Source organism: Kitasatospora sp. MMS16-BH015 (assembly GCF_002943525.1).
Taxonomy (GTDB): Bacteria; Actinomycetota; Actinomycetes; order Streptomycetales; family Streptomycetaceae; genus Kitasatospora.
The window spans coordinates 1,272,582-1,292,827 of the sequence record NZ_CP025394.1; the positions used below are offsets into that span (position 1 = coordinate 1,272,582).

The 20,246-nt window shown below is 73.3% G+C and carries 18 protein-coding genes and 8 tRNA genes; 12 read left to right on the top strand and 14 right to left on the bottom strand.

The window, feature by feature from the left end; translation table 11 throughout:
• Positions 1-167: 167 nt before the first annotated feature.
• Positions 168-1,811, top strand: coding sequence for a hypothetical protein (locus tag CFP65_RS05475; RefSeq protein WP_104815018.1), 1,644 nt, complete (start codon positions 168-170; stop codon positions 1,809-1,811).
• A 55-nt stretch (positions 1,812-1,866) separates the two neighbouring features.
• Here CFP65_RS05475 and CFP65_RS05480 read toward each other — a convergent pair whose 3' ends face one another.
• Complete coding sequence (locus tag CFP65_RS05480) at positions 1,867-2,427, bottom strand: HIT domain-containing protein (RefSeq protein WP_104815019.1); 561 nt, start codon at positions 2,425-2,427, stop codon at positions 1,867-1,869.
• A 73-nt stretch (positions 2,428-2,500) separates the two neighbouring features.
• The gene (gene thrS / locus CFP65_RS05485; RefSeq protein ID WP_104815020.1) at positions 2,501-4,477 is read right to left on the bottom strand and encodes a threonine--tRNA ligase; all 1,977 of its coding nucleotides are present in this window, start codon (positions 4,475-4,477) and stop codon (positions 2,501-2,503) included.
• Positions 4,478-4,744: 267 nt separating this feature from the next.
• Here thrS and CFP65_RS05490 point away from each other — a divergent pair, with 267 nt between their 5' ends.
• Positions 4,745-5,485: an exonuclease domain-containing protein gene (locus CFP65_RS05490; protein ID WP_104815021.1), complete on the top strand. Its 741-nt coding sequence runs from the start codon at positions 4,745-4,747 to the stop codon at positions 5,483-5,485.
• A 64-nt stretch (positions 5,486-5,549) separates the two neighbouring features.
• On the opposite strand, the gene CFP65_RS05495 is transcribed toward CFP65_RS05490, so the two are convergent.
• Both CFP65_RS05495 and CFP65_RS05500 read right to left on the bottom strand, forming a co-directional pair.
• Positions 5,550-5,621: transfer RNA gene (locus tag CFP65_RS05495), tRNA-Val, on the bottom strand.
• A gap of 205 nt (positions 5,622-5,826) precedes the next feature.
• Positions 5,827-5,898 (bottom strand) — tRNA-Val (locus tag CFP65_RS05500).
• 348 nt (positions 5,899-6,246) lie between these two features.
• Between CFP65_RS05500 and CFP65_RS05505 the strand changes: the two genes are divergently transcribed.
• The 3 genes from CFP65_RS05505 to CFP65_RS05515 all read left to right on the top strand — a co-directional run bounded on the left by CFP65_RS05505 (position 6,247) and on the right by CFP65_RS05515 (position 8,056).
• Entirely contained in the window at positions 6,247-6,660 is a 414-nt protein-coding gene (locus tag CFP65_RS05505; protein ID WP_030056266.1) for an SsgA family sporulation/cell division regulator, read from the top strand.
• Between the two features lie 240 nt (positions 6,661-6,900).
• Positions 6,901-7,515, top strand: a complete 615-nt coding sequence (locus tag CFP65_RS05510) for a CGNR zinc finger domain-containing protein (protein ID WP_104815022.1) — start codon at positions 6,901-6,903, stop codon at positions 7,513-7,515.
• 55 nt (positions 7,516-7,570) lie between these two features.
• On the top strand, positions 7,571-8,056 hold the full coding sequence (locus CFP65_RS05515) for a DsbA family protein (RefSeq protein ID WP_104815023.1): 486 nt from the start codon (positions 7,571-7,573) through the stop codon (positions 8,054-8,056).
• A 65-nt stretch (positions 8,057-8,121) separates the two neighbouring features.
• On the opposite strand, the gene CFP65_RS05520 is transcribed toward CFP65_RS05515, so the two are convergent.
• From CFP65_RS05520 to CFP65_RS05530, 3 genes are all read right to left on the bottom strand, one after another.
• Positions 8,122-8,961, bottom strand: coding sequence for a GNAT family N-acetyltransferase (locus CFP65_RS05520; protein WP_104815024.1), 840 nt, complete (start codon positions 8,959-8,961; stop codon positions 8,122-8,124).
• Positions 8,962-9,024: 63 nt separating this feature from the next.
• Positions 9,025-9,840: an aminotransferase class IV gene (locus CFP65_RS05525; RefSeq protein WP_104815025.1), complete on the bottom strand. Its 816-nt coding sequence runs from the start codon at positions 9,838-9,840 to the stop codon at positions 9,025-9,027.
• 18 nt (positions 9,841-9,858) lie between these two features.
• Positions 9,859-10,926, bottom strand: a complete 1,068-nt coding sequence (locus tag CFP65_RS05530; protein WP_104815026.1) for a chorismate-binding protein — start codon at positions 10,924-10,926, stop codon at positions 9,859-9,861.
• Positions 10,927-11,270: 344 nt separating this feature from the next.
• On the opposite strand from CFP65_RS05530, the gene CFP65_RS05535 reads away from it, so the two are divergent.
• The 6 genes from CFP65_RS05535 to CFP65_RS05560 all read left to right on the top strand — a co-directional run bounded on the left by CFP65_RS05535 (position 11,271) and on the right by CFP65_RS05560 (position 11,915).
• A tRNA-Gly gene (locus CFP65_RS05535) sits at positions 11,271-11,343 on the top strand.
• Positions 11,344-11,385: 42 nt separating this feature from the next.
• Positions 11,386-11,459 (top strand) — tRNA-Cys (locus CFP65_RS05540).
• Positions 11,460-11,492: 33 nt separating this feature from the next.
• Positions 11,493-11,564, top strand: a tRNA-Val gene (locus CFP65_RS05545).
• 53 nt (positions 11,565-11,617) lie between these two features.
• A tRNA-Val gene (locus CFP65_RS05550) sits at positions 11,618-11,689 on the top strand.
• A 41-nt stretch (positions 11,690-11,730) separates the two neighbouring features.
• Positions 11,731-11,802, top strand: a tRNA-Val gene (locus tag CFP65_RS05555).
• Positions 11,803-11,843: 41 nt separating this feature from the next.
• Positions 11,844-11,915, top strand: a tRNA-Val gene (locus tag CFP65_RS05560).
• Between the two features lie 277 nt (positions 11,916-12,192).
• Here the strand turns inward: CFP65_RS05560 and CFP65_RS05565 are convergent.
• Entirely contained in the window at positions 12,193-12,393 is a 201-nt protein-coding gene (locus CFP65_RS05565; protein ID WP_104815027.1) for a hypothetical protein, read from the bottom strand.
• Positions 12,394-12,936: 543 nt separating this feature from the next.
• Between CFP65_RS05565 and CFP65_RS42410 the strand changes: the two genes are divergently transcribed.
• On the top strand, positions 12,937-15,123 hold the full coding sequence (locus CFP65_RS42410; protein WP_371682366.1) for a serine/threonine-protein kinase: 2,187 nt from the start codon (positions 12,937-12,939) through the stop codon (positions 15,121-15,123).
• Between the two features lie 34 nt (positions 15,124-15,157).
• On the opposite strand, the gene CFP65_RS05575 is transcribed toward CFP65_RS42410, so the two are convergent.
• From CFP65_RS05575 to CFP65_RS05600, 6 genes are all read right to left on the bottom strand, one after another.
• Complete coding sequence (locus tag CFP65_RS05575) at positions 15,158-15,775, bottom strand: hypothetical protein (protein ID WP_104815028.1); 618 nt, start codon at positions 15,773-15,775, stop codon at positions 15,158-15,160.
• A 479-nt stretch (positions 15,776-16,254) separates the two neighbouring features.
• On the bottom strand, positions 16,255-17,370 hold the full coding sequence (locus CFP65_RS42415) for a GNAT family N-acetyltransferase (RefSeq protein WP_104815029.1): 1,116 nt from the start codon (positions 17,368-17,370) through the stop codon (positions 16,255-16,257).
• Positions 17,371-17,432: 62 nt separating this feature from the next.
• Positions 17,433-18,230, bottom strand: coding sequence for an RNA methyltransferase (locus CFP65_RS05585; RefSeq protein WP_174805503.1), 798 nt, complete (start codon positions 18,228-18,230; stop codon positions 17,433-17,435).
• Positions 18,231-18,265: 35 nt separating this feature from the next.
• Positions 18,266-18,745 carry a nuclear transport factor 2 family protein gene (locus tag CFP65_RS05590; RefSeq protein WP_104815030.1) on the bottom strand — a complete coding sequence of 160 codons (480 nt, stop codon included), beginning with the start codon at positions 18,743-18,745 and terminating at the stop codon, positions 18,266-18,268.
• Between the two features lie 5 nt (positions 18,746-18,750).
• On the bottom strand, positions 18,751-19,491 hold the full coding sequence (locus CFP65_RS05595; protein ID WP_158702047.1) for a hypothetical protein: 741 nt from the start codon (positions 19,489-19,491) through the stop codon (positions 18,751-18,753).
• A complete protein-coding gene (locus CFP65_RS05600) occupies positions 19,425-20,114 on the bottom strand; it encodes an NAD(P)/FAD-dependent oxidoreductase (RefSeq protein WP_104815032.1) in 690 nt (229 codons plus the stop codon). Before CFP65_RS05600 ends, CFP65_RS05595 begins: the two co-directional genes overlap by 67 nt.
• Positions 20,115-20,246: the final 132 nt, after the last annotated feature.

Genomic DNA, 20,246 nt, shown 5'->3' on the forward strand with positions numbered 1-20,246 from the left:
TCATGCACCGCCGCGCCCCGCGCGCCGAGGATCAAACGGCCGGAAACTGGGCACTCTCCTGGAAAGCCGGACGCCCGGCCGGAAGTGACCGGTCTTCAGACGATCATCGGCGCGGCAGGGTGCCGTCGCGATAGCCTGCCGCTGACAGGGGAGGAGGGGAGACCACCGTGACCAAGCTGGACATGACCCCGGGTGCGCAGATACCCCGCACGGACGTCGGACCACAGACCGCGGTGACGCAACTGCTCTCCTCGGTCGCCTACCGCGACCTGCCGGTGGACGCGATGGAGGCCCTGCCCGGGGTCACGGTCAAGAAGGGCCGCTTCGACCGGCTCTTCAAGCCGAGCATCGGCGAGGCCTACAGCCGCGCCCTGATCGACCGGACGCTGCGCCCCAAGCGCAACCCGCTGGTGCCCTCCTTCGGCACCGACACCCGGATGGTGGTCGAGCACTGCCTGGCCGCCGAGGAGCTGCGCCGCGGCCGCGACCGCCAGCTGATGCTGGTCACCCTGGTCTTCGGCCTGCTCGCGCTGCCCGGCACGCTGGTCTGGCTGCTCGCCTTCCAGTCCCGCACCTACGTCCGCAAGTCCGGCGCCTCCCGGGCGAACGTGCTCAGCACGCTCGTCCTGGTGGTGGCCTTCGGGCTGGGGGTGCTGCTCGCGATCAGGCCGCCCTTCGGCGGGCTGCTCGGGCTCTACTGCCGGATCGTGATGGTGATACCGGTGGTCGGCTGGTCGGTGGCCAAGCAGATCTGCCTGCGCAGCGTCACCGACCTGCGGGCCCGCTGGGGCGGCCTGATCGACGGCAGCGCGCTGGCGGCCACCGTGCCCAAGGCGGTGCCCCGGGACGACATGGACAAGCGGGCCGCCGAGCTGCGCGCCCAGCTGGAGCGGCTGACGGCCGAGCAGGAGACCAACATCCAGCACTACGCCGGCAGCAAGGGCGTGCTGGGGGCCGGGGTGCGCTGGGGCGTCTGGGAGGTGGTCGAGGACCTGCGGCCGGCCGAGGGCCACGACGACTTCCGTGCCTTCCACCCGTGGGACTTGAGCCGCAAGATCAGCAGCCGGCTCGGCGGCCTGAGCCGCAGCGAGGTCGCCGGCGGCGCCATGCCGCACGTGGCCGTGCAGCACTGGGTGGTGGTGGACATCCCGGAGGGCGCCGACGAGATCGGCCGCCCGAGCAACGCCGACATGGACGGCTTCCGGATGCGTGACTTCGGCATCCAGCAGATCGCCAACCGGCAGACCCTCGGCACCGACACCCGCCACCGCCTCTCCACTCAACTCGTCCTGCACAACGGCCAGTTGGTCTCCACGCTGCTGATCGGCGTGACGGTGATGAGCAACACCCTGCGGGTCTCCGTCTCCGGCTACGCACTCGGCCCGCTGGCCGGCTTCTTCAGCGCCAAGCCCAAGCCCAAGGAGATCACCCGACCCAAGACCGGCAAGTTCTGGGAGGAGGAGACGATCCAGCTGCCGCTGGTGGACAACGACGAGGTGGTGCGGCAGGCGCTGCGCGCCCCCTTCGTGAAGCTCCCCGCCCTGCTCAACTGGCTCGGCGGCTCGATCACCCTCCCCGAGCCCTTCTCGCTGCGCGGCGCCTGGGCCGACAAGACCTGGGCCAGCCGCTTCAAGGCCGACGACGTGATCTACGGCGCCACCCCGGTGGTCAACGCCGTGCTGGCCGCCATCGTCGAGTTCCTGGAGGAGCACGACATCAACGTGGAGCGCTTCGCCAACCGGGGCGGCATCCTCAAGGCCGAGATGCAGGGCGTCCGTCCGTTCCGCGCCGACTCTTACGACGCCGGCTGAGGCTTCTGCTCACCACGAAGGCCCGGGCCGGAGCCCGGGCCTTCGTCATCCGCTCTCAGCCCTGCGGCCAGACCTCGGCCAGCATCTTGCGGGTGTCCGCGAGCAGCTGCGGCAGCACCTTGGTGTGGCCCACCACCGGCATGAAGTTGGTGTCCCCGCCCCAGCGCGGCACCACGTGCTGGTGCAGGTGCGCGGCGATCCCCGCCCCGGCGGCGGCCCCCTGGTTCATCCCGATGTTGAACCCGTGCGCCCCCGAAGCGGCCCGCAGCGCCGTCATCGCCCGCTTCGTGTAGTCGGCCAGCTCGACCGTCTCGGCCTCGTCCAACTCGGTGTAGTCGGCCACGTGCCGGTACGGCACCACCATCAAGTGCCCACCGTTGTACGGGTACAGGTTGAGCACCGCGAACACGGCACTCCCCCGCGCCACGATGAGCCCGTCCTCGTCACTGAGCGACGGGATCGAGCAGAACGGACAACCATCGTCCGGAGCCGGGCCGGTGGGCTTGCTCTCGCCCTTGATGTACGCCATCCGATGGGGGGTCCACAGGCGACGGAAGCCGTCCGGCTCCCCCACGCCCTGCTGCACTTCCGGCTCACTCGTCATGCTGATCAGCATATTCGCCATGGGCCGCTTGCAAAGCAGTGTGGGGCAGACTCGTCACCGAGCCCGCCCCACACTCACGCCGTCATCAGACCTGGACGCGACGCTCCACGGCGTCCACGATCTCGGCGATCGCCTCGACCATCGGCACGCCGTTCTTCTGCTCACCGTTGCGGTAGCGGAAGGAGACGGCACCGGCCTCGACGTCGTCGTTGCCCGCGATCAGCATGAACGGGACCTTCGACTTCTGGGCGTTGCGGATCTTCTTCTGCATCCGGTCGTCCGAGGTGTCGACCTCGACCCGGATGCCCTTCTTCTTCAGCTCGGCCGCCACCTCAAGGAGGTACGGCACGTGCTCGTCGGTGATCGGGATACCGGTCACCGTCACCGGGGCCAGCCACGGCGGCATGGCGCCGGCGTAGTGCTCAAGCAGCACCGCGAAGAACCGCTCGATGCTCCCGAACAGCGCCCGGTGGATCATGACCGGCCGCTGCCGCGAGCCGTCCGCCGAGGTGTACTCCAGCTCGAAACGTTCGGGCAGGTTGAAGTCCAGCTGGATGGTGGACATCTGCCAGGTGCGGCCGATCGCGTCCCGCGCCTGCACCGAGATCTTCGGGCCGTAGAAGGCCGCGCCGCCCGGGTCCGGCACCAGCGGCAGCCCCTGCTTCTCCGCCACGGCGGCCAGCACCGCGGTGGCCTCCTCCCAGACCTCGTCCGACCCGACGAACTTCTCCGGATCCTTGGTGGAGAGCTCCAGGTAGAAGTCGGTCAGACCGTAGTCACGGAGCAGGTTGAGCACGAAGGTCAGCGTCGAGTCGAGCTCGTCCGCCATCTGCTCGCGGGTGCAGTAGATGTGCGCGTCGTCCTGGGTGAAGCCGCGCGCCCGGGTCAGACCGTGCACCACGCCGGACTTCTCGTAGCGGTACACCGTCCCGAACTCAAAGAGCCGCAGCGGCAGTTCACGATAGGACCGGCCGCGCGCGTCGAAGATCAGGTTGTGCATCGGGCAGTTCATGGGCTTCAGGTAGTAGTCCACGCCCTCGTCGAGCTGCATGGGGGGGTACATGCCGTCGGCGTACCAGTCCAGGTGGCCGCTCTTCTCGAAGAGCTTCCCCTTGGTGGCGTGCGGGGTGTAGACGAACTCGTAGCCCTCTTCCTCGTGCCGGCGGCGCGAGTAGTCCTCCATGGCGCGGCGGATGATGCCGCCCTTGGGGTGGAAGACGGCGAGGCCGGAGCCGATCTCCTCCGGGATGGAGAAGAGGTCGAGCTCATTGCCGAGCTTGCGGTGGTCGCGCTTGGCGGCCTCCTCCAGGAAGTCCAGGTGCGCCTTGAGCTCGTCCTTGGTCGGCCAGGCGGTGCCGTAGATGCGCTGCAGCATGGGGTTCCGCTCACTGCCGCGCCAGTAGGCGGAAGCGTTGCGCATGAGCTTGAAGGCCGGGATCATCCGGGTGCTCGGCAGGTGCGGGCCACGGCAGAGGTCGCCCCAGCAGAGCTCGCCGCTCTTGGCGTCCAGGTTGTCGTAGATGGTCAGCTCGGCGCCGCCCACCTCGACGTTGGCGCCGTCCTCGCTGGAGGCGTTGCCCTTGAGGCCGATCAGCTCCAGCTTGTACGGCTCCTTGGCCAGCTCCTCGCGGGCGGCCTCGTCGGTGACCACTCGGCGGGCGAACTTCTGCCCGCGCTTGATGATCTCCTGCATCTTCTTCTCGATGGCCTTGAGGTCATCGGGGTGGAAGGGCTTCTCCACGTCGAAGTCGTAGTAGAAGCCGTCCTTGACCGGCGGGCCGATGCCCAGCTTGGCCTCGGGGAAGAGCTGCTGCACGGCCTGCGCCATGACGTGCGCGGTGGAGTGGCGCAGGATGTCGAGGCCGTCCTTGCTGCTGATCTCGACCGGCTCGACCTCGTCGCCGTCCTGCACCTCGTACGCGAGGTCCTTGAGCGCGCCCGCGACCCGCGCGGCGATGATCGAGCGGTCGTCGGCGAACAGATCGGCGGCCGTAGTGCCCGTGGTCACCACGCGCTCTTCCCGATCGGGTTCGCGGCTGATGATTACCCGGACGTCCGTCACCGGTCTCTCCTGACGTGTGGATCAGTGTGGTGCAGCACAGCGCTGCGCTGACGATGGTACCGAGAGCCGCGACCGAGCCGTGCACCCATTACCGCAGTGCCGTCCGTGATCGAGTGGCCACGCTGCGCGACCGGAGCTCTGCGCGGGGGTTGAGGGGGCGTCAACTGCGGTATCAACCAGGCGGAAAGCCGCCGTGCGCGGCGCACCGCTGGTCCTCGGCAGTGCGCCGCGCGCCGCGCTTCGGCAGTCGAGGGTTGGGGGGCGGTCATGACACCCAGGCGCGAATCCCTGGCACGGTACGGATCCCCCCACTGGTACGAGGCCCCGCTCGCCTCCTTCGACACCGAGACCACCGGCGTGGACGTGGAGCACGACCGGATCGTCTCCGCCTCCCTGGTGCTCCAGGCCGCGCCCGGCGCGCCCGCCGAGACGCTGAGCTGGCTGACCGACCCGGGGGTGCCGATCCCGGAGAGCGCCCGGGCGGTGCACGGGATCAGCGACGCGCAGGTGCGGGCGCACGGCCGGCCGCCCCGCACGGTGGTGGCGGAGATCGCCCGTGCGCTGGCCGAGCAGGCCCGGGCCGGGGTGCCGCTGGTGGTGATGAACGCCCCGTACGACCTGACCCTGCTGGACCGTGAGCTGCGCCGGCACCGGGCGGTCTCGCTGGCCGAGCTGTTGGACGGCGCCGAGCTGCTGGTGCTGGACCCGTGGGTGCTGGACCGGCACGTGGACCGGCACCGGCCGGGCCGCCGCACCCTCGGCGACCTCTGCGCGCACTACGGGGTGGAGCTGACCGGCGCGCACGACGCCACCGCCGACGCGGTGGCCGCCCTGGAGCTGACCCGGACGCTGGGCGCCCGCCACCCCGAGCAGCTGGGCCGGCTCTCCCCCACCGAGCTGCAACTGCGGCAGACCGTCTGGCACGCGGCGCAGCGCCGGGCCCCGCTGAGCCGGCCGGACCGCCCGGAGCGGGCGGACTTCGACTGGCCGTTGCGGCACGTGGCCTGAGGGGCACTCCGGAATGCAGTGAGGCCCTGACCGGACTACCGGTCAGGGCCTCACTGTTGCTCGGTGGGCGATACTGGGATCGAACCAGTGACCCCTTCGGTGTGAACGAAGTGCTCTCCCGCTGAGCTAATCGCCCGGGCAACGAGATGAACATTAGCACCACTTGGCAGGTGGTGCGCAACTCGGTTCCGTCCGGCCCGCCGTGGCGGGTGCCCCGAGGGCCTTGCGGGGCAGCACAAGTGATTGCCAATCAACTGTGCGAAGACCCCGGCCGACGGAAGCCCGGAAAAACGACATCGGGCCCCAGCCGTAATTGGCTGGGGCCCGACATTGCATTCCGGTGGGCGATACTGGGATCGAACCAGTGACCCCTTCGGTGTGAACGAAGTGCTCTCCCGCTGAGCTAATCGCCCGGGTGCAGGGAAAACATTACCGCATCCCGAGGGGTGCTCCGACCACCCACTCGGCCCAGTGCCCCACCCCACCCTCACCAGCGGTTCAATCACGCACTGTGACGGTGGTGTCACGCCCGGGGCCGGGCCGAGATTCGTCGCTTCGCACAGGCTTCCGGGGAATGACCCCGAGAACCCGTGCCGAGTACGGGCGAGCGGGGCTCCGGGCGGATTCCGCAATGCGCCGGAAGGGGTACGACTCGCACTCGAATCGGGACAGAAGGGTTTACAGCGGGCTTTCAGGTGGGATGGTCCGTTCGCCGACGTGCGATTCCCCGAGCGCACACTGAGCGAAAGGCCCTGGCGCTTATGAACACCACGGTCAGCTGCGAGCTGCACCTGCGCCTCATCGTGTCCAGCGAGTCGTCCCTGCCCGTCCCCGCGGGCCTGCGCTACGACACCGCCGACCCCTATGCCGTGCACGCCACCTTCCACACCGGTGCCGACGAGACCGTGGAGTGGGTGTTCGCCCGGGATCTCCTCGCGGAGGGGCTGCACCGACCCACCGGGACCGGCGACGTCCGGGTCTGGCCGTCACGCAGCCACGGACAGGGGGTGGTCTGCATCGCTTTGAGCTCTCCGGAAGGAGAAGCCCTGCTGGAAGCCCCGGCCCGGGCGCTCGAGTCATTCCTCAAGCGCACCGACGCCGCCGTGCCACCCGGCACCGAACACCGCCACTTCGACCTCGACCGGGAGCTCTCACACATCCTCGCCGAAAGCTGACCGCAGCGGCGCTGGGCCGATCCAACCGCGTCCGTCCTACTCGGGGGCACGGTCGCACCCCCAGCTGCGCCAGGGCGCCCGGTGCCGGGCCCGATCGACCCCACGAGGGTCCGCTCGGGCCCGGCACCGGGCGCCTACCCGTTCTCCGGCGCTTCTCGGCCCCTGCGGCGCCCGCCCGGTAGAGTCGCCGGTGATGACAGACCCGGGGGCCGGTGCTCCCGCCGCGCGAGGAGCCCTCACGTGCTGATCACCCACGACACCGAGTGCGCGCTGAGCATTCTGGTCGAGCTGCTCAACACCGCCCCCGAGGCGGGCGGCAGCGAACAGCTGGCCGATCTCGACGCGCTCGGCGCCTTCGTGGCGCAACGGGAGATCAGCGAGGTCGACTCGCTCACCGCCGCCGACCTGGCCGCCGTGCACCGGGTGCGCGGTGAGCTGCGCGCGGTCTTCTCCGCCGACACCACGGCCGAGGCCGCCGAGCTGGTCAACTCCCTGGTCGCCGCGGCCGGCACCACGCCCCGGCTGACCAACCACGACCACCACGGCTGGCACATCCACTACTTCGCCCCGCACGCCGCCCTGGGCGACCACCTCGGGGCCGAGCTCGGCATGGCGCTGGCCTTCATCGTGATGGCCGGCGAGCGCGAGCGGCTGCGCCGCTGCGAGGCGCCCAGCTGCGCCCGGGTCTTCGTCGACCTCTCCCGCAACCGCTCGCGCCGCTACTGCGACAGCCGCACCTGCGGCAACCGGCTACACGTGGCCGCGTACCGGGCCCGGCAGCGGTCGGCCGAAAGCGCGGAGAGCGCAGAGAGCACCGAGAGCACCGAGGGCACGCCGGCGGGCGTCGCGGGCTGACCGCGGGCGGTCAGGGGTGGCGGCCGCCCCGGCCGGGGGTGGAAGACTGGGCGGCATGACCGACTCCACGCTCCCCCGTCTCGAATTCTGGTGCGACCACCAGTGCCCGGACTGCCGCACCGCCCTGGCGGACGTCCGTGCGCTGCGCGAGCGCTACGGCGCCGCGCTCACCATCGAGCTGCGCCACTTCCCGCTGGAGAAGAACAAGCACGCCTACCCGGCGGCCGAGGCCGTCGAGGAGGCCTTCGCCCAGGGGCGCGGCTGGGAGTACGCCGAGGCCCTGCTCGAGCGGGTCGAGGAGCTCGGGCAGGGTGGCCAGAAGTTCCTGATCGCCCTGGCCGGCGAGCTCGGCCTGGACGCCGAGGAGGTCGAGCTGGCCCTGATCGACGGCCGCCACATGCTGGTGGTCGACTCCGACCAGGCCGAGGGCAAGGCGATCGGCGTCACCGGCACCCCGACCTACGTGGTGGCCGGGCAGCGCCTGGACGGTGGCAAGTCCCAGGAGGGCCTGCGCGAGCGGATCGTCGAGTTGCTGGGCTGATCCCCCGGGCTCATCCTTGTCCGCCCGCCTTGGGAGCGCTCACAGAGCCCCCGCATTGGGAACGCTCACAGCGCCTTGCCCAGGATCCGGCGAGTGATCGCGTACCCCAGTGACTCGTAGAGGTTGATCGCCACCGCGTTGTCGCTGAAGACGTTCAGCCCCAGCTCGTGGACGCCCGCCGCCAGGCACTCGCGCTCGGCGAGCTGGAGCAGCGCGCGGCCGTAGCCCCGGCCGCGCTGCGCCGGGTCCACGTCCACCGTCATCACCCAGGCCAGCCAGCCGCCCTGCGGCCGGGCCTCCTGGTGCAGGGCGACCCAGAGCGTGCCGACGGGCGCGCCGGCCGGGTCGCTCAGCTCGCGCATGGCCATGTGCGGGGTGTCGGCGCCCTGCGGCAGGAAGCGGGCGTCGTCGGCGTCGGCCTTGGCCCGGGCCTGGTCGGCGGTGAGCCCGGACTTGCGGAGCTCGGCCGCGTAGTCGGCCACGGCGACGGACCGCCAGGCGCGGTAGGCCTCGCCCTCGATCGGACGGGCCGTCAGGCCGGGCGCGAGCTGCGGCGGGTGGGCGAGCGGCTTGGCCATGTTCCGCATCCGCTCGGTGTAGCCGAGCATCTCGGCCAGCCGCAGCGCCGGTTCGGCGCCACCGGGCACGCTCACATCCACCCGGGTGCAGCCCCAGCCGCGCAGCACCTCCTCGGCCGCGAGCGCGCCGACGGTGGCCCGGCCGCGCCGGTGCCCCTCGCTGACGGCCAGTTCGGAGATCTCGCCCCACCACTGCTCGCCGTACCGCTGCGCGGTGGTGCGCAGGCCGCCCACCGGGCGGCCGTTGACGCAGATCTGCCAGCGGCGGGTGCGGCCACCGTCGGGGGTGGGCTCTTCCGGGTGCTCGGGGCGCAGGGTGGTGGTCACGCAGGCTCCCTTCCCACCCGGTGCGGGGTGGTAATCGGCTGGTTCCGGGCCGCTCCGGTCCGCCTAAGGCTCCGAGGTCTCGGCCGACCGCTCGGCGAACAGGGCCATCGCCTTCAGTGTGACCGGCCCGGGCCCGTCGAGCTGCCGGTCGTCGACCCGGGTGACGGCCTGCACGTCCCGCAGGGTGGAGGTGAGGAAGATCTCCTCGGCGCGCTCCAGCACCTCGAAGGGCAGCTCGGCCTCCTCGGCGCCCGTCCAGTCGAGGACCAGCTGCCGGGTGATGCCGGCCAGGCAGCCGGAGGCGAGCGGCGGGGTGAGCAGCCGGCCGTCGAGCACCACGAAGACGTTGGAGCCGGTGCCCTCGCAGAGCTGCCCGGCGGTGTTGGCGAACAGCGACTCGGAGGCCCCGGCCCGGTGGGCGACGGCCAGCGCGACCACGTTCTCCGCGTACGAGGTGGTCTTGAGGCCGGCCACGGCACTGTGCTCGTTGCGGCGCCAGGGCACGGTGACCACGGCGGTAGTGTCGGGGCGGGGCTTGGCGGTGCCGACGGCGACCACCAGGGTGGTCGGGTCGGTGCCGCGCTCGGAGCCGAGCGGGGCGATGCCGCCGGTGTAGGTGATCCGGACCCGGCCGAGCGGCATCGGGTTGGCGGCCAGCACCTCGGCCACGCCCGCGCGGACGGCCTCCTGGTCGGGGTCGGGCAGGCCGAGGCCCCGGGCGGAGCGGGTCAGCCGGTCGAGGTGGCGCCGGACGGCGAAGGGCTGCCCGTCCACCGCCTTGACCGTCTCGAACACGCCGTCGCCGGTGGTGAGGCCGTGGTCCAGGACGGAGACCGTGGCGGCTCCGCTCTCGGCCAGGACGCCGTTGACCCAGATCATGTTTCTCCTTGCAGGTGCTCACACGGGCGTGCGGCCCGACGCTATCGCGACCAGCCGGGCGGCCTTGAGTTCGGTCTCGTCCCACTCGCGCTCGGGGTCGGAGCCCCAGGTGATGCCGGCCCCGGTGCCGAACCACAGCACGGGCTCCCCACTGCTCCGGTCGATCCAGAACGTCCGGATGCCGACGGCGAGTTCGCCCTCGCCGCGGTCGGCGTCCACCCAGCCGACGGCCCCGCAGTACGGGCCGCGCGGGGCGGTCTCCAGCGCCTCGATGATCCGCAGCGCGCTGGCCTTGGGCGCGCCGGTGACCGAGCCGGGCGGGAAGGTGGCGGCGAAGGTCTCGCCCCAGCCGGCCCCTTCGCGCAGCTGGCCCTCGACGGTGGAGACCAGGTGCACCAGGCCGGGGTGCTTCTCCACCACGCAGAGCTCCGGCACCGTGACCGTGCCGGTCGCGCAGACCCGGCCGAGGTCGTTGCGGACCAGGTCGACGATCATCACGTTCTCGGCGTGGTCCTTGTCGAGCAGGTCGTGCTCGGTGCGGCCGGTGCCCTTGATCGGGCCGGAGGAGAGCGTGCGGCCCCGGCGGCGCAGGTAGAGCTCGGGCGAGGCGGTGGCGATCTCCACCCCGTGCTCGGGCAGGCGGATCGTTCCGGCGTACGGGGCCGGGTTGCCGTGGGCGAGCAGTCCGGTGAGCGCGTCGATGTCGCTGCGGTCGGGGTCGGGCAGCGTCGCGGAGAGCACCCGGCAGAGGTTGGCCTGGTAGACCTCGCCCGCCGCGATGTGTTCGCGGATCCGCCGCACCCCGGCCGTGTAGGCGTCCCGGCTCAGCGAGCTGTGCCAGCCGGCGGGGTCGGGCCCGAGCCAGCCCTCGCTGCGCGGCGGCGCGGGGTCGGGGCGCACCTCGGCGAACCGGGCACAGGTGAGCCGGCCCTCGAAGTCGTAGGCCACGGCCCAGTACCCGGCGCTCTCCAGGGCGGCCGGGTCCGAGGTGACCTCGACCAGCCCGGTCGCCAGTCGGCCGCCGAAGCGGGCCATCGGTTCGGTGCGGGCGAGGCCCTGGGCGGGCTGGGGGCTGGGGCCGGACAACGGAGCTCCTGCACGGACGTCGGTGCTGTTCCGCGCGCTGGGGTGGGCGCGGGGCGGGGTGACCGGGGATGACCGCGGTCGCTGAAGTGTAGGTCGGAGGGGGCCCGGAGCGACGGGTGCGACCGCTGTGACGCGCACCCGGGGCGGGGTGCCGCGGGGGCGGGCCCGGGAACCGGTGGGGAGTCGCCGGGGAGCCGGTGGGGAGTCGCCCGGGGGGCGGCTCGGCGGGGGCTCCGGCGCCACGCTGCGAGAACGGAATTTGAGCTGGCCCAGGATTCCGCTAGAGTTCAACACGTCGCCGGGACACGGAGCCGCAGGAAAGCGGGGAAGTGGCCGGGAGACAGGCGGACGTGGCTCAGTTGGTAGAGCATCACCTTGCCAAGGTGAGGGTCGCGAGTTCGAATCTCGTCGTCCGCTCGACGCGAAGGACAGGGTAAGATCGTTCTTCGTAAGTTGCCTGGTGGAGTGGCCGAGAGGCGAGGCAACGGCCTGCAAAGCCGTGTACACGGGTTCAAATCCCGTCTCCACCTCCAAGAGGTGCCCCTGGTTCGCCAGGGGCCCTCCCCGCGCGATTAGCTCAGCGGGAGAGCACTACCTTGACACGGTAGGGGTCACTGGTTCAATCCCAGTATCGCGCACACCCGGCCCCTCAGGGGTCTTGGCACGACCGGCACTTCGGTGGCGGGCACAAGCGCGATTAGCTCAGCGGGAGAGCACTACCTTGACACGGTAGGGGTCACTGGTTCAATCCCAGTATCGCGCACTCGGCTCGAAGAGCCGTGGCAGCACCATGCAGTACCACCCGCGCGATTAGCTCAGCGGGAGAGCACTACCTTGACACGGTAGGGGTCACTGGTTCAATCCCAGTATCGCGCACTCGGCTCGAAGAGTCGTCGCAGCACCATGCAGTACCACCCGCGCGATTAGCTCAGCGGGAGAGCACTACCTTGACACGGTAGGGGTCACTGGTTCAATCCCAGTATCGCGCACCGAGCAGTACCCCGAAGGGCCGCGATCCGATCATGGATCGCGGCCCTTCGGCGTTGTCGCTGCCGTGAGCTCGACGGGCACGGGCGTGGGCATGGGTGTGGGTGTGGGCGGGTGCCGGGTGGAGCCCCTCACCGGACTCCGTACTCCCGACACCCGCCGGCCTGCCGAGGGTGTGCGCGCACCGCTGACGCCCGTCCGCGTCAGTCCAGCCGGTGCCTCGCCCGCCCTCGGCCGACGCCTGCCCTTCCCCAAGGGCGGCGCCAGATCCGTGGCGCGTCAGCGGCCGAGCAGATTGGCCACTGCCGTGGCCTGGGCGGCCAGTTGGTGCCAGCCGCCGAAGAGGACCAGCAGGACGGCCGCACAGGGCAGCGCCATCGCCAGCGCCACGGCGGGGTGCCGCGGACCGGCCTCGGCCGCCGTGGGCCGGCGGGTGCGGCTGCGGCGGCGAAGGGCCTCGGTGAGCTCCGTCGTGGCCATGGTCGTCTCCTGCCCGTCCTGTGCTCGATGGTGACTGTCGTGTCGAATTGGAGCGGTGGGTGGGGAATCTCGGGGGACGAGCTGGTCACCCACCGCTGAACTCCACGCTATTTCCCGGGGCCGCCCCGCACGTCATGCCCTCGTACCGTTCCCCGGGCCTCCGCTGGGATGACACGGACCGGCCCGGCCTACTACCCCAGGGGGAGAAGGATTCGCCCGCATCCCCGAGGCAACCCTGAGAGCACCCCCGAGGGGCCGCTCCGCCGCTGGTCAGCGGCCTGCCCCGAGCAGGCGGAAGGTGTCGCTCCGGTGATCATCGGGTGTACGGTCGGTGCGCGGCCGAGGGCCCGCCGGGCGGCTCCGTCCCTGGTGGGCCGCGGGGTCGGAGGATCCGACCGCCGGTGCGGGTGTTGCGTATCAGCACACCGCAGCACGCAGTCCGTAAGCTGTGCCGGAGCAGGGTTCTGACGACGCCCCACCCGACGGGGCATCACCCCACGGGATGACGGGCACCGGAGTGACGGGAAGCGGACGATGGCGATGATGCGGCTGAGGCGTGAGGACCCCCGCATCGTCGGCCCCTACCGGCTGCACCGGCGGCTCGGTGCCGGCGGCATGGGCGTGGTCTACCTCGGCTCCGACCGCCGGGGTCAGCGGGTGGCGCTCAAGCTGATCCGCGCCGAGCTGGCCGAGGACGCCGAATTCCGCACCCGCTTCGCCCGCGAGATCGCGGCCGCCTCCCGGATCCGGGGCGCCTGCACCGCGCGGGTGGTGGGCTCCGACATCGAGGCCGACCGCCCCTGGCTGGCCACCGCGTACGTGCCCGGCCCCTCGCTCTACAAGCGGGTCGGCGAGGAGGGCCCGCTGCCCTGGCCCGAGGCCGCCCGGATCGGCGCAGCGCTGGCCGACGGGCTGGTGAAGGTGCACGAAGCCGGGGTGGTGCACCGCGACCTCAAGCCCTCCAACATCCTGCTCTCCCCCAAGGGCCCCCGGATCATCGACTTCGGCATCGCCTGGTCGCGCGGGGCGAGCACCCTGACCCACGTCGGCACCGCCGTCGGCTCCCCCGGCTTCCTCGCCCCCGAGCAGGTCCGGGGCGTCGCCGTGACCCCGGCCACCGACGTCTTCGCCTTCGGCGCCACCCTCGCCTACTCGGTGACGGGTGACACCCCGTTCGGATCCGGTGCCTCCTCCGAGGTGATGCTCTACCGCGTGGTGCACGAGGAGCCCGACCTCTCCGCCGTGCCCGCCCCGCTCGCTCCGCTGGTCCGGGCCTGCCTGGCCAAGGAGCCCACCGAGCGGCCCGGCGCGGCCGCCCTGCACGAGCGGCTCAGCGAACTTGCCGCCCGGGGCGCCGCCGGCGCGCCGCGCGGCCGTAGCGCCGCGGCCAACCCCGTTCCCCCGGCCGGTCGGCCGGGGCGGCCCGAGGAGCTCGGCGCAGCCGGCGCAGGCGGTGTCGGTGTTGCGGGCGGTGCGGGCGGCGGCCCGGGCGAGCACGGGCGCGTCGGCGGGCAGGCCGGACGTGGCGGCCACGGCGGGCAGCTGGGTGCGGCCGGTGCCGGCGGGCGCGGTGCGGCGGCCGGGCACCAGGGCCACGGCGGAGCAGCCGGGGCCGGCCTGGCCGGCGGTGGTCACGGCGGCAACGGTCACGGCGGCGGCCTGCCCGGTGCGGCCGGGTACGCCGGGCGCGGGACGAACGACGGTTACGGCGCGGCGGCCGGTCACGGACGTGGTGGGGCACCGGCCGAGCGCGGTGCGGCCGAGGCCTACGGGCGCGGCGGTGGCGGGCACGGGGCGGGCGATGCGTACGGGCGCGGCGGCGGTGCCGGGCAGCACGGTGCGGCCGAGGGCTACGGCGCCGGGGCCGGGCGTGCGGACGGGCCGGGTGCCGGGCGGGGTGGGGTGCCGCCGGTGCCCCGGCGGCCGCACGGGCAGGCGGTCACCGCGCCGATGCCCCGGCCGGACGGGGTCGGTGGGCCCCGCGAGCGGCGGGGCGGGCGGGATCGGCAGCACACGCCGGTGCCCGGGCGGCCCGGTGGGGCGAGCGGGGCCCGGCAGCGGCTGCGCCGGCAGCGGGCGGTGGTCTTCGTGACCGTCACGCTCGGGGTGGCGTTGGCGATCGCGGCGGCCCAGGGGTGCGAGAACCGCAGCAAGCAGGGCCTGGCCCCCGATCCCGCGCCGACCGTCGCCTCGGTGACGGCGCAGCCGCAGCCGCCCGGCGGGCTCTCGGCGGACGGTGCGCAGTCGCCCGTGCCGCCGCTGGCGGCCGTGGCGCACGGGACGGGTGACTCGGTGCTCGGCCCGGCCGTGGGCGCCGTCCCGGCCGTGGACTGGGGCAATCGCAGCTACACCGACCCGGCCGGCGGGCCGGCCATCCGGCTCCGGGACGGGAAGTCGACGGCCGAGGGCGCACAGATCGCGGTGAGCTCGGTGCTCGGCGCGCGCTACCGCGACGCGGCGGCCACCGTGGTGGTGCTGCGGCGCGCCGAGGGCGCGGTGCCGGTCGACCTGGTGGAGCTGTTCGGCTTCAGCGGTGACACCCCCGTGCTGCTCGCCTCCCGCGCCTCGGCGGCCGACGCCACGGCCACCGCCTCCTGGCGGATCGAGGGCGGCGCCCTCATCCGCGACGAACGCACCCCCACCGGCGCCGGTGCCTCCACCCGCTACGCGGTGCGGGGCGACGGCTCCTTCGACGAGTCCTGGCCGGGCGCAGCCGTCCCGACCGGCTGAACCGCCACGGGGCTCGACGGATGGGCCGGGCCCGTCAGTAGGTGTAGCCGGGCCAGTGCGGGTCCGAGTAGCGGGCCGGGCCCGGGAGACCGAACAGCCGTAGGCGCTGCAGCAGGTCGTCCGGGACCTGACGGGCCTTCAGCCGGGCGGGGGCGTGGCGGGTGAACCAGGCAGCGAGCTCGGTGGCCAGGGCCTCCTCGGTGCGCTCGTCGTGGTCGGTCAGCCAGGGGAGCTTGTCGACCAGCAGGTCGTAGTCCCACTGGTCGACGGCCTCCTCCAGGTGCGCGTCGACCACCGGGTGGTCCAGGGCCGCCCAGTCCGCGAGCCAGGGCGCCAGCACGCCGGAGGCCTCGACGCACAGGGCCAGGGCGCCACCGGGGTCGACGGGCTCAGGGCCGAGCAGGGCGTGGATCCAGTACGCGTGCAGGAACTCCCGTACCGCCGCCGCCTGCTGCGCCGGCCACTGCGGCCAATCGGCCCGGGCCAGCGCGGCGCCGATCTCCCGTCCGTACCGGTACGACTCGGAGCCGCGGTCGGTGAGCGCCTCGGCCAGCTGCGGCAGGACGCGGCGGATCACCGCCCCGTGGTCGCGCCAGTCGGCCAGGTACCAGCTCCGCCGGAGCAGGTCGGGGTCGAGCCGGACACCCGGCACCTTGAGCAGCGCGAGCCCCTCGGCGCTGCCCCAGTGGCAGGTGCAGTTCGTCTCGTCGGGCCGCGCGACCGCTCCGGCGAAGGCGTCGACGAGGGCCCGTCTTCAAACCCCCGTCGTCCGCCCGGAGGGCGGGCGGGGCGTCGTTGGGGTGCGTGCATCGGCGGCGCCGAGGAGGGAGTCCATGCGGAGCATCGGCGACCGACGAGAAGCCGTCGAAGGGCCCCTCCTGCCCGATGCCGGGCAAGGAGGGCGCGTGCCCCGGCGGCGCCCCGCAGACGGGGGTTTGAAGACGGGCCCTGGGCCGGTGAGCGCGGCGTCGAGGCGCAGCCGAGCGGCGCGGAGGGTGTCGGGGTGCAGCGCAGGCAGGTGCGGCTCGGGCGGGCGCGGGCCGGACGGGTGCGGGCCGGGCGGGTGCGGCGCAGGCGGGTGCGGGCCGGGGGCTGACGGTCGGTCTGCCGGGGGCGGCGCGTGGGGTGGGCTCATGGCTGGGTGAGGGTGATGTACGGGATGGTGTCGCCGGGGAGGAGGTAGCGCTCGGTCTCCTGGTAGCCGGCGGCGAGGGCGAAGGCCAGGCCGTCCTCGTTGGTGGCCAGGACGCAGGTCTCGACGGTGGGGGCCAGGTCGGCGGCCTCGGTGCGGGCGTGGCGGTGGAGGCGGGTGCCGAGGCCGCGGCGGCGGTGGTCGGGGAGGATGCGGGCGATCACGGTGGCGGCGGGGGTCTCCTCGTCCGGGGGGCGGACGGTGGAGCAGCCGACCAGGGTGTCGCCGAGGTAGGCGGTGAAGAGGCGATTGCGGGCGGCCCGGTCGCGGATCTCCTCGAGGGAGAGCTGGTGGGTCGGGATGATCGTGTTGTGGACGTGCTGCCAGTCCGTCAGCGGGCCCTTCGGGGTGACCCGGACGATCCGGAGCTGCTCGGAGCGGGGCGCGCTGTCCCACTGCCAGCGGGTGCGGCGGGCCCGGCCGGGGAGGCCGCCGCGGCCGGTGGCCCAGCGCAGGGTGGCCCAGGGGTCGGTGCCGATCGGGAACTCCGGGAAGAGCCGGGCCAGCACGCGGGCGCAGACCTCGGCGGGCGGGGTCCAGGCCAGGCCGAGGCCGCGGGCCAGGTCGTCGGCGTGGGCGAAGAGCTCGACCAGGCCCATCGAGGCGGAGCCCTCGGCGTCGGTGGTGCCGAAGATGTGGAAGGCGCGGGCCTGCGGGGCGGCGGTGCGGACCATCGCCACGTGCAGCGCGCCGCAGGCGTCGAGCACCTGGGCCATCGCCTCCGGGCCGCCCGCGCGCTCGGCGAAGATCACGTTCGCGGGCTTGCCCGGTGCCTCCCGGCGCCAGACGAAGGGCACGTGGGAGGGGGCCGGGGGCGCCTGCGGGCCCAGCTGGGCGGCGTAGGAGAAGAGGTCGTCGGCCAGGTGCTCGGCGGTCTCCCAGCAGCTCCACTCCAGCGGCCCGGCCGGGGCATCCCAGTCTGCGGCGAGGGCGGCGGGCGAGCGCAGCAGGTCGACGACCAGCCGGACGCCCTCGGCAAGGTCCTCGGCGGTCACCGGGCCGGGGTCGGCGAAGTCCACCGGGCCGGGCGCAGCTGAGTGATCATGAGCAGGCATGCGCCGAGCGTACGGGCCCCGGTGCCGGTGCCACCAGTGGTTTCCCTCGGCCCGAGGGGCCGTCAGGCGCGGGCGGCGTAGAAGGCGACGGCTGCCGCTGCGCCGACGTTGAGGGAGTCGATGCCGTGGGCCATCGGGATCCGGACCAGGTGGTCGGCGGCGGCCATGGCCTTGGCGGTGAGGCCGTCGCCCTCGGCGCCGAGCATCAGGGCGGTCTTCTCCTGGACGGCGACGGTAGCGAGGTCGACGGCGCCCTCGGCCGGAGTGAGGGCGAGGACGGAGAAGCCGGCCTGCTGCACGGTGGCCAGCGAGCCCGGCCAGGGGTCTAGGCGGGCGTAGGGGACGGCGAAGACGGCGCCCATCGAGACCTTGACGGCGCGTCGGTAGAGCGGGTCGGCGCAGTCCGGGGAGAGCAGCACGGCGTCCATGCCGAGCGCGGCGGCGCTGCGGAAGATGGCGCCGAGGTTGGTGTGGTCGACCAGGCCCTCCAGGACGGCGACCCGGCGGGCGCCGGCGAGCACCTCGGCCACGGCGGGCAGCGGCTTGCGCTCCATCGAGGCGAGGGCGCCGCGGTGCACGTGGTAGCCGGTGACGGCCTCGGCGAGGGCGGGGTCGACCACGTGGACGGGGGCGTCGGTGGCCTCGATGACCTCGCCCATGACCTCCAGCCACTTGGGGGTCAGGAGCATCGAGCGCATCCGGTACCCGGCCGCGACGGCCCGCCGGATCACCTTCTCCCCCTCGGCGATGAACAGCCCCTCGGCGGGCTCGCGCTTGCGGCGCAGCTCCACGTCGGTCAGGCCGGTGTAGTCGGCCAGTCGGGGGTCGGCGGGGTCGGTGACGGTACGCGGTTCGGACACACCCCTGATCCTAAGTGGTGCAGGGGGTGGTGGTCCTAGGTGGTGAACGGGGTGGCCGAGTCGGCCGGCCGGCCGGCGTCGGCCGGGAGCAGGCCGAGCTGCTGGAGCACGGAGGTGCGGTCGTACGCGTCCACGCCCCGGGCGATCCGGCCGTCCGGGGCGAATTCGAGCAGCGCCATCAGGTAGACCGAGAACTGCCTGCCCCGGGCCGACTCCGGCAGGCAGAGGAACGGCTGCCGGATGGTCGCGCCGTACTGGACGTGGGCCACCGCGTGCGCGGGGCCGACCAGCACGCCGGTGCAGACCGAGCGGATGTCGGCGAAGAGCTCGGCGGCCCGGCCGAAGTACTCGCTCAGCTCCTGGTGGCCCCGGTAGGTGTGGCCGAAGGCCTTGTCCTCGATCACGGCGTCCTCGGTGTAGTACGCCATCGCGTCGGTGGGGGCGGTGGGTGACTCCCACATGGCGACCCAGCGCTCCACGAACGCCTTCCGGCTGCTGTCGTCGAACTCCGGCACGGGGATCAGTCCTCTCCTGGGGCGGTGCGGGGCGACCAGTGCCGGAGCACGGCGGCCGTCACGTGCGGACGGGCCAGGCCGGCGGGTGAGCCGGCCAGGCTGACGGCGTCCCAGACGGCGGCGGCCACCCGGGGGTCGGTGGCGGCGGCGCGCATGGTGGCCTGGAAGGAGCGGGCCAGCAGGCGGGCCAGGGCGGGGTGGGTGCCGGGGACTTGAGGCATCGACCGGTCGGCCAGGGTGGCGAACAGCCACGGGAGGCGGACGGCCCGGGCGGCCTCCCGGTGGAAGCGGCGCGGCAGGCCCGTCGGGCCCTCGGCCAGGCACGTGCGCAGGGCCCGCGCCTCCAGGGCGGCGACGGTCATGCCGGCGCCGTAGATCGGGTTGAGGCTGCAGACCGCGTCCCCGATCGAGATCAGGCCCTCGGGCGCGCTGCGCAGCCGGTGGAACTCCCGGCGGAGGGCGGCCGGGTACGCGAAGGAGGAGACGCCGGTGATCGGCTCGGCCTCCCGCAGCGCCCGGCAGGTCTCGGGGGTGAGCAGGCCCTCGGCGAAGCTGAGGAACCGCTCGGGTGCGGTGGGTGGGTGGTGGTCCTTGCCGAAGCCGTAGAGGGAGAGCACCCAGGTCTCGTTCTCCTGGCGGGTGAGGACGGCGCCCCGGGGGCGCCGCTGGGTGGCGCCGATCAGGATGCCCTTGGCCGGGCCGAGCGCGCCCGGGGGCACCTGGTAGCGGCGGCTGGCGTAGGCCACGTCCACGTGCAGGCGCCGGACGGCCGGCTCGGGTAGCCCAGCGCCCGGTACCAGGCGGCGCCCCGGCCGGCCCGGCCCATCGCGTCCACCACCAGGTCGGCGGCCAGCTCCTCGGCGGCGCCGGACTCCCCCGCGCGGGCCAGCCGGACGCCGGCCACCCCGTCGGGGCCGGCGTCGATCGGCGCGGTGGCCTCCAGGCCCGTCCGCAGGGTGACCTCGGGCCGGGCCAGCACCCGCTCGCGCAGCCGGCCTTCCAGGAACGGGCGGCTCACCTGGAGCACCCGGCCGAGCGGCACCTGCCGCAGCCTGGAGCCGAAGAACACGATCTCCAACTCGTCCAGCGCCCCGGCCAGCGTGGCGCCCTCGGCGGCCAGCTCCTCGACCAGGCCGGGGAAGAACCCGTCCAGTGCCCGCTCGCCGCCGGGCGTCAGCGAGTGCACGTGCGCCCCCTGCGGGACGCCGCGCCGGACGCCGGTGCCGGCCGGTAAGACGTCCCGCTCGACCAGGGTGACCCGGTCGTAGACCTCGGCGACCGCCCGGGCCGCGCACAGACCGGCTATGCCCGCCCCCAACACCACCGCGTGCCCGGTGCCCCGCCGCCTCACGCTCGGTGTGCTGCCCACGGTGGCCTCCGATCGTCTGCGCCCTGCCGGGCCATCGAACTGGCGAGGCCACCTTCCCACCGGGAGGCCGCCCGGCGGCACCCCTCGGACGAGTCGACCACTCCTGCGAGTGAGGCTGACACATGGTTACCA